This is a genomic window from Bacillus cereus group sp. MYBK14-1, assembly GCF_051916885.1.
In the GTDB taxonomy this organism is placed as follows: Bacteria; Bacillota; Bacilli; order Bacillales; family Bacillaceae_G; genus Bacillus_A; species Bacillus_A cereus.
Genome location: NZ_JBQAHM010000004.1, coordinates 319,984 through 335,294, shown reverse-complemented (window position 1 = coordinate 335,294; position 15,311 = coordinate 319,984). Strand labels below are relative to the sequence as shown.

Genomic DNA, 15,311 nt, shown 5'->3' with positions numbered 1-15,311 from the left:
ATATGAAAAAATATATTCTTTCATTAGATCAAGGAACAACAAGCTCACGCGCAATTCTTTTCAATAAAAAAGGTGAAATTGTTCATTCAGCTCAAAAAGAGTTTACACAACATTTTCCAAAGCCGGGCTGGGTAGAGCATAATGCACAAGAAATTTGGGGATCTATTTTAGCAGTTATCGCAACTTGCTTAAGCGAAGCAGATGTAAAACCAGAACAAATCGCAGGTATCGGTATTACGAACCAACGTGAAACAACGGTTGTCTGGGATAAAACGACTAGTAAACCAATTTACAACGCAATCGTATGGCAATCTCGCCAAACAGCTGAAATTTGTGATGAGTTAAAAGAAAAAGGTTATAGCGAAATGGTTCGCGAAAAAACAGGTCTTTTAATTGATGCATACTTCTCTGGTACGAAAGTAAAATGGATTTTAGATAACGTTGAAGGTGCAAGAGAAAAAGCAGAAAACGGCGATCTATTATTCGGAACAATTGATTCGTGGCTTGTATGGAAACTATCTGGTGGTAAAGCACACGTAACAGATTACTCAAACGCATCACGTACGTTAATGTTTAACATTCACGACTTACAGTGGGATGATGAGCTTCTAGAAATGTTAACAGTACCAAAGAGCATGCTTCCAGAAGTGCGTCCATCATCTGAAATTTACGGAGAAACAATTGATTACCACTTCTTCGGCCAAAATGTACCGATTGCAGGTGTAGCTGGTGACCAACAAGCAGCATTATTTGGACAAGCTTGTTTCGGTGAAGGTATGGCGAAAAATACTTACGGAACTGGTTGCTTCATGTTAATGAACACAGGTGAAAAAGCAGTAGCTTCTGAGCACGGTCTATTAACAACAATTGCATGGGGAATAGATGGTAAAGTAAACTACGCATTAGAAGGAAGTATTTTCGTAGCGGGTTCTGCAATTCAATGGTTACGTGACGGAATGCGCATGTTTAAAGATGCAAGTGAGAGTGAAGTGTATGCGAGTCGCGTTGAATCAACTGACGGTGTATACGTTGTACCAGCATTCGTTGGACTAGGAACACCTTATTGGGATAGTGAAGTACGCGGCGCTATGTTTGGTGTAACGCGCGGTACGACGAAAGAGCATTTCATTCGTGCAACGCTAGAATCTTTAGCTTACCAAACGAAAGATGTATTATGCGCAATGGAAGCAGATTCAGGTATTGAGCTGAAAACATTACGCGTTGATGGCGGAGCGGTTAAAAATAACTTCTTAATGAAGTTCCAAAGTGATATTTTAGATGTTCCTGTAGAGCGTCCCGTAATCAACGAAACAACGGCTCTAGGTGCAGCATACTTAGCTGGTCTTGCGGTTGGATATTGGAAAAACCAAGATGAAATTAAAGAACAGTGGCATATGGACAAACGCTTTGAACCAACGATGGAAGCGAAAACAAGTGAAGAGCTATATGCTGGATGGAAAAAAGCAATTGAAGCAACAAAAGCTTTCAAATAATCATAAACAGTGTTATAATGGTGACAAGTTAATAATTCGGTAGGAGATTTGGAGAGACCACAACGCGCTATAGAGGCGAAATCTATAGCGGAGTTTGTGGTCTCTTTTTTCGTTATCAAAGGGAGGAATTACCATGAAATTTTCAAGTAACCAACGTAAAGACGTATTAAACGGAGTAAATAAACAAGAGTTAGATGTGATCGTAATTGGTGGAGGTATTACTGGTTCTGGTATTGCATTAGATGGAGCAACACGCGGGTTATCAACAATTGTGTTTGAAATGCAGGACTTTGCAGCAGGTACATCAAGTCGTTCAACGAAGCTTGTACACGGTGGTCTACGTTATTTAAAACAACTTGAAGTGAAAATGGTAGCAGAGGTGGGGAAAGAGCGTGCGATCGTATATGAGAACGGTCCCCATGTAACAACACCAGAGTGGATGTTACTTCCGTTCCATACAGGCGGTACGTTCGGATCATTTAGTACATCAATTGGTCTTCGTGTATACGACTTCTTAGCAGGTGTAAAACGAAGCGAGCGCAGAAAGATGTTTAACCGTGAAGAAACGCTAAACAAAGAGCCTCTTGTAAAAAAAGAAGGATTAAAAGGCGGCGGTTACTACGTAGAATATCGTACAGATGATGCGCGTCTTACAATTGAAGTAATGAAAGAAGCAATTGAGCACGGCGCAAAAGCTGTTAACTACGCAAAAGTAGATAGTTTCTTATATAAAGATGGAAAAGTATGCGGTGTACGTGTAATCGATTTACTAGACGGAGAAGTATACGAAGTTTACGGTAAGAAAATTGTAAACGCAGCTGGCCCTTGGGTAGATACACTTCGTGAAAAAGATAACTCGAAAAAAGGAAAAGTACTTCAGTTATCAAAAGGTGTTCACTTAGTAATTGATCAAAAACGTTTCCCATTAGGTCAAGCGATTTACTTCGATACACCAGATAAACGTATGGTGTTCGCGATTCCTCGCGGAGGAAAAACATACGTAGGTACAACAGATACGTTCTATGATAAAGACGCAGCTGTACCACAAATGACAACAGAAGATCGCACATACATCATTAATGCGATTAACTACATGTTCCCAAGCGTGAAAATTACAGAGAAAGACATTGAATCAAGCTGGGCTGGTGTTCGTCCGTTAATTTATGAAGAAGGTAAGAGCGCATCTGAAATTTCTCGTAAAGATGAAATTTGGACTTCTGAATCTGGTTTAATTACAATCGCAGGTGGTAAATTAACTGGATACCGCAAAATGGCTGAAATGGTAGTAGACTACGTAACGAACTTACTACAAAAAGAAGGTCATAGCGCATATCCGAAGAGCGACACGAAACATATGCCAATCTCTGGTGGACATGTAGATGGTTCACACGGATTCCCAGCATTCGTTGCGAAAAAAGCTGGCGAAGGTACGAAATATGGTTTAACAACAGCACAAGCAGAAGAGTTCGCGAAATTCTACGGCTCTAACGTTGATGTACTGTTCGACTTAGCGAAAAAACATAAAGAAGAAGCGAAAGAATACAACATGCCGCTTGACGTTCTAATCCCACTTGTATACGCAATGGATTACGAAATGACAGCAAAACCAGTTGACTTCTTCGTACGCCGCAGAGGCGCTGTATTCTTCAACATCCACTGGGTATACGAGTGGAAAGAAGCAGTAATCAACTACATGGCTGCGAAACTAGGCTGGAGCAAAGAAGAACAAATGAAATATACAGCTGAACTAGAAAAAGCATTAACAGACGCTGTAATTCCTGTAGATCAACAAGAACAGGCAGCTGCGTTAGCATAAAATAGAGAACCACCTGAAGGGGAGCCTTTAGGTGGTTTTTTTATGGGGTATTTTTCTAACTATGTTGCATAACGACATATGTTGTTATACTATGTATATAAGGTGGTGGTATTGTTGGACAAAGAAATCTTGAAGGGAAGTATAGATATTTTATTACTTTCTATCATTGCAAAACGTGATACATACGGATACGAAATAGCTCAAAGTTTAAAGGATGCAAGTGAAGATTTGTATAGTATGGGACAGGGAACTTTGTATCCTGCTTTAAAGAGATTAGAGAAAAAGGAGTTTCTTGAATCTTATTGGAATGAATCTGAGAATGGGATGAAAAGGAAATTCTATACTATTACAGATAAAGGGAAAAAAGAATTGCAGAAGAAAGTGAACTCTTGGGAGAGTGTAACAGCATTAATTCAAGCTTGTCAGAAAGGAGTTATTTATGAGTGAATTTGACGAGTATATTAAGTCTATTTTAACCTATTCAGAACTTAGTGATATTGAACAGGATGAGTTATTTCTAGAAATGTATGATCACTTGAACAGCTTGAAAGAAGAATATATGGAACAAGGTATGAATGAAAAAGAAGCGATTTATAAAGCGATTCAAAGTTTTGGAGAATCAAAAGTTATTGGCGTAGAGATTAATAAATCGGTATACGAAGTTCCTAGGCCATTAAAGGTATTATCAAAAATTTTATGTATTCCTTATATAATCATTTGTTTTATTGTCTTTTTAGGAACGTTTATTTCAACTTCTACATTTGACTCTGTTCGCAGTTTGACAGGTGGGACTGTCTATCATCCCATTGAATTTTGGCAGCAATTTTTACATATATCTGATTTAGAAACGTTATTACAACTTTTTGGAATAACACTTTGGCAAGTTAAAGATTTTATTGCACATCCAGGTCCTTGGGGAAACTCAACTTATTGGTTAAGCGTTTTACAACATATAATATTAGTAGTTCCATTCGGATTTTTCGTTCCAGTGCTCATTAATAAAGTGACTAACTATAAGAAAGCTCGTAAGTGGTATGTTATGACCTTTCTTGTTTGGGAGATATTACATTTACTAACTTTGTCTGATGTTTTTGATGTGTGGCGGATTGCTATAAATATGCTCGGTGCGTCGGTAGGATATCTTTTATTTATAAGCATAATGCAACTGGATAATAAATTTAGGGTTATGCGAAAGAAGATATTTGAAAATTAGCTCGCTATTCTGTAGTTTAAATTATACAAATTCAGTTTGATGGTAATAGAGTATCGCTGAAAACATAGGTACTATGTAGTGAGAGGATTTTTTATATTCGTAATAGGTGTTGTTCCTTGTTTAATCCTACTGTTATGAAGCGGGTCCATAATCCGTCTTTATTGGTGCTATAAATGATGAGAGCGGCACAGCTGAACTAGAAAAAGTCTAGAACAACAAGAACAGGCGGCTGCTTTAGCGTAAAATAGAAAACCAACTGAAGGGGAGCCTTTAGGTGGTTTTTTCTCTTGACTAAAAATAAATAAAATGTGTTACAATGATGATAGAGTATTTAGTATGAATTTTGCATAAAATAAAGAAGACAGAAGCCTGAGAAACTTCTGCCTTTGTAACCTAACTTGCTATTGTGGTGGTAGTAGGTGCGGTTATAAGACAATTACATTAACGTTTTAGCCGAGAACCGCCCTTACCTTTTCCGCGAAGCAGGGTGGTTCTCGCTTTTTTGTATACAGAAATTAGCCATGGACCGACGTATCTTCTACCGATGACAACGCCAGCTCCGGTTAGGATACCATACACTAATTTAATTACAAACATCGCGATCATATTATCACCTCCCCCTTTTTTCAAAATGGAAGAGATGATTACCACACCTACTAGTTATAGCTTATTAAGTTACGTATTCATTGTATTATGTTTTAAAATAGGGAACAAGATATATGGATGAAAATTCCTGTTTTTAAGCAGAACATTAGTGTCAGGGGACAAGAAGTAAATAAATATTCATAAAAAAACGGTATGGACATCGCAATCTGTATTTTTTACACTAGCACACTTAGTACGTTTTGTTTCAAAAACATAAATAGATAGTATGTAGAGGGTTATGATAAATAACCCTCTTTTCGTGTTTAAATAAGTGCACTCTCTTTAACAGAAATACATAATTCAGAACGAGAGATTGATTCAGTTAGTTGCTGTAAATAAGAGTATTCTTCCGCATCTTTTTCGGAAGTGTTAGGATCTAGTAAAGGTGAAGAAAGAAGTACATCAATCGTAAGTATGTCTGCATCATGAGAGACGATGTTATAACCTGCAAAAACAGGTCGTTTTAAGTCTTTTACTTTTTGAATCATCTGATGGAATTTCGTAGCACTTATATTGATTTGTGCGAATGGAAAGCATTTTTGGATAGGATTCTCGATGGTCTTTCTAATTTTATAATCGTATACATAGTAGTACTTTTTTTGCTGCTCAAGTGTTTGCAACTCTTTCGTTAATGAGTGGTATTTGTCTGTAAGTCCAGTTGTGAGTGCACGATGTTCTTCGCCAACTAATAATGTGAAAGGTCTTGGTGAGGAGATTGAAATGGTGCGGACGTTTAGGTCAGTAAAAGTGTGCTTAGATTGTAAAATGGTATGTAATTTTTCGGTAGGAAACTCACCGTCATAAATAGCAATAAAATAGTGGTTCATCTTTTCGCTCCTTAATTTTTTTCTAAACTGATATATTCTACTTTAAAGGTGTAAGTCCTGCATAAAAAAGAAAACACCTTGATTGTTATCAAGGTGTTGTAATAAGCTCAAAACTATCCGAATCAGCCCCAAGCACAAAAGGACTAACCTCGTCAACGCTATAAAGGTGCAATTCATGCATCGCTCGCGTACAAGCAGTGTAGAACAATCTACGAACGCTCTCATCGCTGTACACATCTTTAGAAGCATCGTAAATAATAACGGCATCAAATTCAATGCCTTTCGCTAAATAAGCAGGGATAATAACAACGCCTTGTTCGTATTCAGCAGAGGTGCTCTTCACAAGTTTAATATCTTCAATGCTACTAAGTTCCTCATAGGCAGCGGCGCTTTCAGCTGCGGATTTACAGATGATTGCGATCGTATTGTGCTGCTCTGTTTGTAGTGCAGCAACTTTAGCAGTAATATGTTCGTGTAGTTCGTTGTGATTAGCTACTTTCGTCACTGTAGGTTTCGCGCCGTCACGTTCAAAGGCGTGAATGTTCTTCCCTTCCGGTACGAGAGCACGTGTAAATTCAATAATCGGTTTTGTTGAGCGATAGCTACGAGTTAAGTTAATGCCGTTTGTTTCGTCTGGCCCGTATAAATTCGTAAGTGTATCGAAATTCACCGTTTCACTCGCATGGGCAAATATCGCTTGGTTAAAGTCTCCGAGTACCGTCATTCTTGCAGCAGGGAAGAGACGTTTTAAAAACTCGAACTGGAACGGAGAGTAATCTTGCGCTTCATCTACGAGTACGTGTTTAATCGATCTGTTCGTTTGGAAGCCTTCAATTAATTCTTTTAAAAGTAAAAATGGAGTCGCATCCTCGTAATATAGCTTTCCTTCATCAAGCATGTTTACTGTTAATGAGCAAATGTCATCCCACTCTTTCGGTTTTTCCCCAGGAACCCATGATGCATCTGTGAAGAGCTGTTTATATATGCCTGTGAAATTGATGAAACGCAATGTTTGAACGCCTTTACGAAGTGGCTTCATTTTTTTACGGACAATCATACGCCCAAGTACTCTTGTTTCTTTCTCAAAGTCTTGAAAGGAGTTGTCGTCAAACTCGCCTTTTTTCTGTAAATATTTATAAGCCTTTTGGTATTCATCTTTACTAAGTAATTCAATTTCCTCTTCTACCCAAGGCTTTTTCAGTTCTGCTTTTTCAAGTGCATCTATTTGTTTATTTAGCCAATCCGTTAACTTTTCAATTCTATTATTGAAACGAAGGGAGGAGTCTGTATTGTAAAATTGCTCTGTAATTTCTTTAGCTGAGGCGATTAGTTTCCCTCTAAATTTCATTCCTCTAAATAGCATACCTGAAGATTCAAGAGATTGTCTGTACGCTCTAATCATCTCGAAAAATTGAGTGGATGCTTTAAATCGGATGCTCGCATTTCTTGTTTTATAGGTAGGGCTATTTGTTTCAGTTAGCATATATTCTAATTGCTCATAAGGGTCTTCAACGTCAAATGACTTACTCAGTCTATGATTTAAATATTCTTGGAATGTCACTTGCTGCATATTTTCTTCACCGAGTTCAGGTAGTACGTTAGAAACGTAGCTATTGAACATAGAGTTAGGGGAGAAGAGAATAATTTGATCCGCTTTTAGCCATTCGCGATATTTATATAGTAAGTAGGCGATTCGCTGCAGGGCAGCTGACGTTTTACCACTACCAGCAGCTCCTTGCACGATAAGGAGTCGGCCTTCATCGTGACGAATAATTTCATTTTGTTCACGCTGAATTGTAGCGACGATACTTTGCATATGTTTGTTCGTACCTTTTCCGAGCGCTTGTTGCAAGATTTCATCGCCAATTGTAAGGCTCGTATCGAACATAGAATCAATCTCGCCATTTTGAATAATGTATTGTAATTTTTTCTCCACATTGCCGTGAATTACGCCTTCTGGTGTACTGTATTCAGCCGGTCCTGGTGGATAATCGTAGTATACACTCGAAATGGGTGCGCGCCAGTCATATATAAGAAAGTTTTCTCCGCTAGCATCAGTAAGTGTAGCAACGCCAATATAAATTTGCTCTGCGCTAGGTTCGCCTTCTTCTTTGAAATCAATTCGTCCGAAATAAGGTGCTTTATGCATGCGTCTTAATGCGGCAAGTCGATTAAAGGTGTGCTTATGGGTAATTTGTGTGACAGCTAGTGACTGAGCTTGTTGTCTTAAGTTGATAACTGTTTCAAGATAATCATCAAAAGTATCCGTGTTCACTTTCACATCATCCCAAAAGTGTTTACGAATATTGATTACTTCTGCCCGGCGTCTGCCAGTTTCGTTTTCCAGTTTATCAATTTGCTCCGTAATTGTCTCGATTACGGTATCCAATCTTTTTTGCTCTAAATCAAGTTTTTTGTTCATACGGTAAGCACTCCTTTAAAAGTGAAAAATAGAGGTTGACTGAAGATGTGTTTTGGTGTACAATTAAAATACGGATAAATACGTTCCTTTCATTTTAGAAAACGTGTTTCTGTACTAATTTAACATAGTTTTTGAATTTAATCAATGATAATAAGATAAACCTTGGTTCTGCGTGGCGTGGATCAAGGTTTTTTTGTGTTTTTCTTTAAGGAAGAATTGCAATTTTATTGAGGAGAATGTAAGTAAAGCAAAGAAGAAAATCAGGAATAGGGGGATACTGATGCAAAAATATTTTGAGGAAGCGCATCGTTTTTGTTCTCGTAATAGAAAGCACTTAGAAAAGGATGTTATATGTGGTTGTTTCTATTGTTTAGAAATTTTTCATCCAAAAAAAATTACAGAGTGGTGGGATGATGATAACACAGCAGTTTGTCCGCATTGCGGGATTGACTCTATTATAGGAGAAAGTTCTGGATTTAAAATTACAGAAATGTTTTTAAGTGAAATGCATAAAAGATGGTTTTAGTTAAACGAATGAAAAAATAAACTTTCGTTAACGAAGAGGATACATAAAAAAGCTCGGGCCTAAGCCCAAGCTTTTTACTTCATTATTTCTTTTCTTCTTTTTTATCGTCAGCTTTTTTCTCTTCGAAAAGATCTTTTAAATCTTTATCGTCAACTTTTACGTCAGCTTTTTTGATTTCTTTCATCATAAGATCATTCATGAATGCAGCATCTTGTGCTTTCTTCTGAACTAGATCTTTTTTGATGTCGCCTTTTACTTCATCAAATGGTTTTTGTTCTTTAATGTCTGTTACTTTAATGATGTGGTAACCGAATTGTGATTTCACAGGTTCGCTTACTTCATCTTTTTTCAGCTTGTAAGCAGCATCTTCGAATTCTTTAACCATTTTACCAGCAGTAAAGTAGCCAAGGTCTCCGCCTTTTTCTTTTGAACCAGTATCTTCAGAGTATTGTTTCGCTAACTCTTCGAAAGATTTACCTTGTCCAAGTTCTTCTTTTACCTTTTTCGCAGTAGCTTCATCTTTTACAAGAATGTGGCTTGCTTTAATTTCAGGCTTGTAGTTTTCTTTTAGTTCTTTATCAGTGATTGTTTTCTCGATAGCTTTTTCTTGAGCTAATTGAGCACGCACACCAGTTTTTATAGTTTCTTCTTTAATACCTTGTTGTTTTAATAGTGTATCGAATTGATCACCGTATTGTTTTTTCATTTCATCGAACTTTTTGTCTACATCTTTGTCTTCAACTTTGTAGTTTTTAATAAGTACTTTTTCCATAACCATGTTGTTTAGTACTTGTTTACCAGCTTGTGTCTTCATTTGATCGTAGAATTCTTCTTTTGTAATGTCACCAGCTTTAGATGTAACAATTTTGTCTGATGATGATGTTCCACATGCTGATAATGCGATTACACTTGTTGCGGCTAAGGCAAGCATAGCTTTCTTCATTCGATAAACACTCCTACTATTATGTATTTTTAATTTATCCTACACCAATGAATTTTGATTCATAAGAGCCCGATTAAGTCTCACTGATACTTTTGCTTTTTTATATTGGTAAAGCGCGCTTAACAGGGCTTACCGAGGCTGAGGATAAAGTTTTGATGAATGTTTTGTTCTATAGTATAAGCAATATGTACAAAATTTAATATATCATATTTCGAACCGTTTTCATATTGATAAAGAAAAATTAACCAGCACGTGTCAGATTTTGAAATTGTGCCATATTGGGCGTATGCCGCATATACAGAATAGAGGAGGGGATGGGGATGAATTCTCAACTTATTTTATTACTTGTACTGTTTATTTTATTGGTTATTGTAGGTATAATTTGCTTATAGAGGAAAAAAGTGAGGAAGGGGCTTTCCTTCCTCACTTTCCATGAAATATAATTTCTATATAACTAGAAATTAATAAAATTGTTATACATACATTAATAACCCGAAAGACACCGGGCTGGCGGCTCGCAGCTATTTGTTTTCGTTCACACAGTGTATGTGTCATGAAATTCGTGTAAAATATAACAAGAAGTGCGAATGCGACAAAAACAACTGTTATAAGTGTCATGAGGCGAGACCTCCTTTTGGCTAAAATACATATACATATATTGTATCACACGATATTTTGTTCGTGTTACAAAATTCAGAAATAGAAGACTTTGTGTTAGAAAGTGAGGGAGAAAATGGACGTTGTTAGAAGATTAGAACAAGCTGAATACTATGTAGACCTACTATTTAAAATGATTGATGAAGAGAAGTGTCCATTTTATTCTTTGATCATAAAGAAAAAAGCTCGTAAAAAAGATATTGAACGTATACTAAATCTTTGTGAAAAACTGAACGAGCAATATGTAGTGGAGAAAGCAGAAGGGCTTCTTTTGTTCGATGCGCTGTTAGATCAATTTGAAAAAGCGCTTCCACATCAGCTCGAAGTACACGAAACTGCGGAAGCGCTAGCAAAACAAGGTTTATTTAAGCCGCTTATGAATGAATTCTTAAGCATGATTGCGAAAAAATAAATAGATTATTTCTTAACTAACTTTTGATCGGATTCTGTAAAGTTCTCTTCAATATCTTCTAATGATTTCTCAAAAATATCGATAAAGTCTTGTCCATAAATATTACGCAGGATTGCAATCAGTTCGATATTTTCTGGGAACTTCCCATAAAAATTACGAAGTGCAAGAGCCCCATTAAACACTGAATTATTTTCAGGATCATACTCCTCCATTAAGCGAAGTAGTAATTCTTCCCCTTTGTCTGTAATTTCAATGTACGTATTTCGTTTATCATCTTCCTTTTTTGAGAATACAAGATAGCCGCGTTCTTCTAGCTTTTTAGAGAAGTTAAACGCCGTTGATACGTGCATAACTCCAAACTTAGCAATCTCAGAAATAGAAGCCCCTTTTAAATGATAAGCGATTGTTAAAATATGATGTTCATTAATATTTAAATCGTAAGGTTTAATCCACTGCTGCCAATCTTTCTCTACACATTTCCATAACGCTTTCGATAATTGAGCAATGCGTTGGCTGAAAATCATCGCTTCTTTTACCGAGTAATCTTTTTCTCCACTTTTCATTTACTCACCCACTTTAACATTCTTTTTTCATTACTATCTATTATGCCAGTAAAATAAAAATTAATAAAGTCTTTTTGTGAGAATTGTGAAAATTTTTCGGAAAAATGACATTCTATACAAATCATGCATAACTATGGAAGCGTTTTATGAGTCATGAATACATACGTTGTCCTTACATGTTAAGTGATAACATATATTGTAAATGCATAAAAACACGGCATATCTATACGACATGCCGTGTCAAGGTCAATTTATATAAAAAATATTTGTTATATGCAAAAAACTAAGCAGGAATTTGTTTACGCTTTTTCTGGAACAGCTTCTTGTAGTTTCTCAATTGACTTTTGGATGTCCAAAATTTCTTTCTCAATATGGCGCTTGTTTTGAGAAATATCTTGCTTCCAGTTAGAAAGTGTATCGTGCATATCGTCTTTTAATTCTTGGAACACTTCTTTACCTTCTGAAGCAGTTTCAACGATTTGACGTTTTAATAATTTCGTATCAGCTGTAATATCAGCTAAAGTCTTTTTAATATCATTTCCTTTTTCTTTTAACTTGCCGCGCATGTCTTTACCAGAAGAAGGAGTTGAGAAAAGAACAGCTAGTCCAGCAACTGCTCCGCCGCAAATAACACCTGTAATAAAGGATTTAGCTTTTGACATAAAAGGAGGCCTCCTTATTTTTTGTTCGTATTCATGATGGAAAAATATGCATATCTTTCTTATATGTGTTATGCACAAACAATCATCCCTGAGCATTTTAAGTAAAGAAACAAGCCATGCGGAATTTGATGACTTCAGGGAAGTGGCTTGTTATGTATTACGCCTTCTTATAGTGTCATTATTTCACACTATTTGCAATTGTACTTGCGATGTTTTGTAAATTTTCCATAGTGTATTCATTTTGGTGTGATTTCCAAACAGCACCGAAACCATCTTTTTCACCGTAGCGTGGAATTAAATGAAGGTGGAAGTGGAACACAGTTTGTCCAGCTTTTTCACCGTTATTGTTAAGTAGGTTAAAGCCAACTGGATTAAACTCTGCTTTAATCGCATTTGCGATTTTTGGAACGACAGAAAAAATATGTGATGCGATTTCTGGCGTTAACGCAAAAATGTCTTGTTTGTGAACTTTCGGAATAACAAGAGTATGTCCTTTTGTTACTTGACTAATATCTAAAAATGCAAGCACATGTTCATCTTCGTATACTTTTGAGCAAGGGATTTGCCCGTCAATGATTTTACAAAAAATACAATTGTCTGCTGTATGATTCATTGATCTCATCCTTTCAAATATCCTTAGCCGTATTTTACCATAATTACATAAGAGAACAAACACGAAAAACAGGAAGCTGACTCAGCTTCCTGTTTTCTGAAGAGGGATTGAAAAAGCATTATCGTAATTTACGTTTCGCAGACACCTCATTTATTTAAGAAATGCACGGTAAATCGGCTAAAGTTTCTGCCGTAGACACCCCATTTTCAAGTGAAATGAATTGCAATCTTTTTTAAAATGAAATTGTTTATTTTTTAAAACAGTATATGCTCTTTCAGAGACACCCCGTTTCGAAAATGAAACAAATGATCTGGTTATGTGTAAATTTCATTGTCCAACTTGGACACCCCATTTCATGATGACTTCACTATGTTGTTGTACTCATCAATTGGTGGTTGCTTTTTCAATGTGTTCCTTCTTCAATAATTATGATGTCCGCTTTCGGGAAATTATATGCTAATAAATTTAAAAATTTTTTTTGAGTACATGGATACTATGTAGTACAGCATAATTTTTGGTAAGATGAATATAGAATGAATACTAATGAAGAAAGTGGTGTCGTATGAGCGAGTTATTGCGTGTAGAAAATGTTACAGGAGGATATACGAAACGACCTGTATTAAAAGACGTTTCGTTCTCTGTGAATAAAGGCGAACTTGTCGGCTTAATCGGTTTAAATGGAGCTGGTAAAAGTACGACGATTAAACATATTATCGGTTTAATGGAACCGAAAAAAGGAACTGTCACAATTAATGGGAAAACAATTCGTGATGATATGACAGCGTACCGTTCTAGCTTTTCATTTATTCCGGAAACGCCGGTATTATATGATGAATTAACGTTAGAAGAGCATTTGAAATTAACAGCTATGGCGTACGGCGTGGATGAAAAACAATATGAAGAACGTGTAGGACAACTACTACAAGAGTTTCGTATGAAAAATCGTTTAAAATGGTTTCCATCTCATTTCTCAAAAGGGATGAAACAAAAAGTAATGATTATGAGCGCATTTTTAGTGGAGCCATCTCTTTATATAGTAGATGAACCTTTCGTTGGATTAGATCCGTTAGCGATTCAATCCCTTCTTCAAATGATGGACCAAATGAAAAAGAGTGGTGCCGGTATTTTAATGAGCACACATATTTTAGCGACGGCAGAGCGTTATTGTGATTCGTTCATTATTTTGCATCAAGGTGAAGTAAGAGCGAAGGGAACGCTATCTGAACTGCAATCACAGTTTAATATGCCAGGTGCAACGTTAGATGATATTTACATCGCGCTAACAAAGGAAGAAGATTATGAATAGCACAGCGTTATGGAAAGAACGATTTCGTCACTTTCTAAAAGAAGTTCGTACATATAGTAAATACGTATTTAATGATCATTTGAAATTTATTTTCGTGTTCATCATCGGTGCGGGAGCGTATTATTACCAGCAATGGTTACAAACGTTAACAACTTCGTTTCCAACTGCGCTCGTAATGGCAGTATTAATTGGACTCGTGTTAACGGCTGGATCCATTCAAACATTATTAAAAGAAGCGGATCTCGTTTACTTACTGCCAGTTGAAGAAAAGTTAAAACCTTACTTCACAAAGGCATTTCTTTTTACATTTATGATTCAGTTATACATAATCGCAATCGTAGCAGCCGCGCTTGCTCCGTTATACTTCCAACAAATGAAGCAAACAGGAGCTGGCTACATATGGATCGTACTCGCATTTGTCATTGTAAAAGCGTGGAATTTATTTGTAGGGTGGGAAAAGTCATTTTTAACAGATCAAAATATACAAAGGGCTGATTTGTTTATTCGTTTTATCCTAAACGGTTTATTTGTATATTTCCTTGTAGAACGTACTTCAGTTCTTTTCATTGGTGGAATCGTCCTTCTCATGGTGTTATACCTTGCTATCATGCATCAAATGGTCAAAGGAAAGCCACTAAACTGGGAGTATTTAATTTCCGAAGAAGGTAAGAAGATGATGCTGCTGTACCGCATTGCGAATATGTTCGTTGATGTACCAGCATTAAAAGAAAGAGTAGCCCGCAGAAAATGGCTAGATTTCATTCTGTCGATGATAGGCGAAAAGCGTACATATTTATACTTATATACGAGAACGTTCTTAAGATCTGGTAATTATTTTGGCTTATATGTGCGCCTGCTCGCTCTAGGCGGAGTTATTCTTTACTTCATTCCGTTTTTATATGGACGATTTATCGTAAGCCTTATCTTCCTATACTTAATCGGTTATCAGCTATTAACTTTATGGAAACATCACCGCATGAAAATTTGGCTTGATTTGTACCCAGTAGGCGGAGAAGAGAAGAAGAAAGATTTTCTTACTTTATTAAATGCAATTCTTATTACAGGTAGCGTTATATTTACAATTATATTTGCACTAGCAACGAAAGATTTCATGATGACAGGAATTTTACTTATCGTAAGCATATTATTTAGTATCGGTTTCGTTTACCAATACGGGGCGAAGCGCATTGAGCGTTTAAATTGAAAGGAATGA

16 protein-coding genes are annotated in these 15,311 nt (G+C 36.4%); 8 read left to right on the top strand and 8 right to left on the bottom strand.

The genetic code is table 11. The features are described 5' to 3' along the window. Positions 1-2 precede the first annotated feature (2 nt). The 4 genes from glpK (at position 3) to ACTFR3_RS14590 (ending at position 4,522) form a co-directional block, all read left to right on the top strand. A complete protein-coding gene (gene glpK / locus ACTFR3_RS14605; protein WP_000760011.1) occupies positions 3-1,493 on the top strand; it encodes a glycerol kinase GlpK in 1,491 nt (496 codons plus the stop codon). 133 nt (positions 1,494-1,626) lie between these two features. After that, entirely contained in the window at positions 1,627-3,309 is a 1,683-nt protein-coding gene (glpD, locus tag ACTFR3_RS14600) for an aerobic glycerol-3-phosphate dehydrogenase (protein ID WP_440044506.1), read from the top strand. A 114-nt stretch (positions 3,310-3,423) separates the two neighbouring features. Then, the gene (locus tag ACTFR3_RS14595; protein ID WP_000356630.1) at positions 3,424-3,756 is read left to right on the top strand and encodes a PadR family transcriptional regulator; all 333 of its coding nucleotides are present in this window, start codon (positions 3,424-3,426) and stop codon (positions 3,754-3,756) included. Further along, positions 3,749-4,522, top strand: a complete 774-nt coding sequence (locus ACTFR3_RS14590) for a permease prefix domain 1-containing protein (RefSeq protein WP_440044505.1) — start codon at positions 3,749-3,751, stop codon at positions 4,520-4,522. Before ACTFR3_RS14595 ends, ACTFR3_RS14590 begins: the two co-directional genes overlap by 8 nt. A gap of 441 nt (positions 4,523-4,963) precedes the next feature. Here ACTFR3_RS14590 and ACTFR3_RS14585 read toward each other — a convergent pair whose 3' ends face one another. The 3 genes from ACTFR3_RS14585 to helD form a co-directional block, all read right to left on the bottom strand. Beyond that, a complete protein-coding gene (locus ACTFR3_RS14585) occupies positions 4,964-5,128 on the bottom strand; it encodes a hypothetical protein (protein WP_000561154.1) in 165 nt (54 codons plus the stop codon). A gap of 302 nt (positions 5,129-5,430) precedes the next feature. Next, on the bottom strand, positions 5,431-5,994 hold the full coding sequence (locus ACTFR3_RS14580) for a hypothetical protein (RefSeq protein WP_440044504.1): 564 nt from the start codon (positions 5,992-5,994) through the stop codon (positions 5,431-5,433). Between the two features lie 88 nt (positions 5,995-6,082). Further along, positions 6,083-8,416, bottom strand: coding sequence for an RNA polymerase recycling motor HelD (gene helD, locus ACTFR3_RS14575; RefSeq protein WP_440044503.1), 2,334 nt, complete (start codon positions 8,414-8,416; stop codon positions 6,083-6,085). Between the two features lie 280 nt (positions 8,417-8,696). Here helD and ACTFR3_RS14570 point away from each other — a divergent pair, with 280 nt between their 5' ends. Continuing rightward, on the top strand, positions 8,697-8,942 hold the full coding sequence (locus ACTFR3_RS14570; RefSeq protein WP_001174907.1) for a hypothetical protein: 246 nt from the start codon (positions 8,697-8,699) through the stop codon (positions 8,940-8,942). Positions 8,943-9,024: 82 nt separating this feature from the next. Here the strand turns inward: ACTFR3_RS14570 and prsA are convergent, their stop codons facing one another. Both prsA and ACTFR3_RS14560 read right to left on the bottom strand, forming a co-directional pair. Next, entirely contained in the window at positions 9,025-9,885 is an 861-nt protein-coding gene (prsA, locus tag ACTFR3_RS14565; RefSeq protein WP_000710058.1) for a peptidylprolyl isomerase PrsA, read from the bottom strand. A gap of 423 nt (positions 9,886-10,308) precedes the next feature. Next, on the bottom strand, positions 10,309-10,503 hold the full coding sequence (locus ACTFR3_RS14560; protein WP_000172690.1) for a hypothetical protein: 195 nt from the start codon (positions 10,501-10,503) through the stop codon (positions 10,309-10,311). 115 nt (positions 10,504-10,618) lie between these two features. Here ACTFR3_RS14560 and ACTFR3_RS14555 point away from each other — a divergent pair, with 115 nt between their 5' ends. After that, positions 10,619-10,954, top strand: a complete 336-nt coding sequence (locus tag ACTFR3_RS14555; protein ID WP_000383655.1) for a DUF1878 family protein — start codon at positions 10,619-10,621, stop codon at positions 10,952-10,954. Between the two features lie 5 nt (positions 10,955-10,959). Here the strand turns inward: ACTFR3_RS14555 and ACTFR3_RS14550 are convergent, their stop codons facing one another. From ACTFR3_RS14550 to ACTFR3_RS14540, 3 genes are all read right to left on the bottom strand, one after another. Continuing rightward, complete coding sequence (locus ACTFR3_RS14550; protein WP_000834924.1) at positions 10,960-11,517, bottom strand: HTH-type transcriptional regulator Hpr; 558 nt, start codon at positions 11,515-11,517, stop codon at positions 10,960-10,962. A gap of 299 nt (positions 11,518-11,816) precedes the next feature. Beyond that, positions 11,817-12,179 (bottom strand): YtxH domain-containing protein, encoded by a 363-nt coding sequence (locus ACTFR3_RS14545; RefSeq protein WP_000030300.1) that lies wholly within the window; start codon positions 12,177-12,179, stop codon positions 11,817-11,819. A 178-nt stretch (positions 12,180-12,357) separates the two neighbouring features. Then, on the bottom strand, positions 12,358-12,792 hold the full coding sequence (locus tag ACTFR3_RS14540) for an HIT family protein (RefSeq protein ID WP_001016835.1): 435 nt from the start codon (positions 12,790-12,792) through the stop codon (positions 12,358-12,360). Between the two features lie 562 nt (positions 12,793-13,354). Here ACTFR3_RS14540 and ecsA point away from each other — a divergent pair. Then, positions 13,355-14,098: an ABC transporter ATP-binding protein EcsA gene (gene ecsA, locus ACTFR3_RS14535; RefSeq protein ID WP_001292603.1), complete on the top strand. Its 744-nt coding sequence runs from the start codon at positions 13,355-13,357 to the stop codon at positions 14,096-14,098. Continuing rightward, positions 14,091-15,302: an ABC transporter permease EcsB gene (gene ecsB, locus ACTFR3_RS14530; RefSeq protein ID WP_440044502.1), complete on the top strand. Its 1,212-nt coding sequence runs from the start codon at positions 14,091-14,093 to the stop codon at positions 15,300-15,302. Before ecsA ends, ecsB begins: the two co-directional genes overlap by 8 nt. Positions 15,303-15,311: the final 9 nt, after the last annotated feature.

Excerpts from the sequence above, each read along its gene's own strand:
- ACTFR3_RS14555 (WP_000383655.1), top strand. The coding sequence starts at position 10,619 with ATGGACGTTGTTAGAAGATTAGAACAAGCTGAATACTATGTAGACCTA.
- ACTFR3_RS14540 (WP_001016835.1), bottom strand. The coding sequence starts at position 12,792 with ATGAATCATACAGCAGACAATTGTATTTTTTGTAAAATCATTGACGGG.
- glpD (WP_440044506.1), top strand. The coding sequence starts at position 1,627 with ATGAAATTTTCAAGTAACCAACGTAAAGACGTATTAAACGGAGTAAAT.
- ACTFR3_RS14580 (WP_440044504.1), bottom strand. The coding sequence starts at position 5,994 with ATGAACCACTATTTTATTGCTATTTATGACGGTGAGTTTCCTACCGAA.
- ACTFR3_RS14570 (WP_001174907.1), top strand. The coding sequence starts at position 8,697 with ATGCAAAAATATTTTGAGGAAGCGCATCGTTTTTGTTCTCGTAATAGA.
- glpK (WP_000760011.1), top strand. The coding sequence starts at position 3 with ATGAAAAAATATATTCTTTCATTAGATCAAGGAACAACAAGCTCACGC.
- ACTFR3_RS14550 (WP_000834924.1), bottom strand. The coding sequence starts at position 11,517 with ATGAAAAGTGGAGAAAAAGATTACTCGGTAAAAGAAGCGATGATTTTC.
- ACTFR3_RS14560 (WP_000172690.1), bottom strand. The coding sequence starts at position 10,503 with ATGACACTTATAACAGTTGTTTTTGTCGCATTCGCACTTCTTGTTATA.
- ACTFR3_RS14590 (WP_440044505.1), top strand. The coding sequence starts at position 3,749 with ATGAGTGAATTTGACGAGTATATTAAGTCTATTTTAACCTATTCAGAA.
- prsA (WP_000710058.1), bottom strand. The coding sequence starts at position 9,885 with ATGAAGAAAGCTATGCTTGCCTTAGCCGCAACAAGTGTAATCGCATTA.
- ACTFR3_RS14585 (WP_000561154.1), bottom strand. The coding sequence starts at position 5,128 with ATGATCGCGATGTTTGTAATTAAATTAGTGTATGGTATCCTAACCGGA.
- helD (WP_440044503.1), bottom strand. The coding sequence starts at position 8,416 with ATGAACAAAAAACTTGATTTAGAGCAAAAAAGATTGGATACCGTAATC.
- ecsA (WP_001292603.1), top strand. The coding sequence starts at position 13,355 with ATGAGCGAGTTATTGCGTGTAGAAAATGTTACAGGAGGATATACGAAA.
- ACTFR3_RS14545 (WP_000030300.1), bottom strand. The coding sequence starts at position 12,179 with ATGTCAAAAGCTAAATCCTTTATTACAGGTGTTATTTGCGGCGGAGCA.
- ecsB (WP_440044502.1), top strand. The coding sequence starts at position 14,091 with ATGAATAGCACAGCGTTATGGAAAGAACGATTTCGTCACTTTCTAAAA.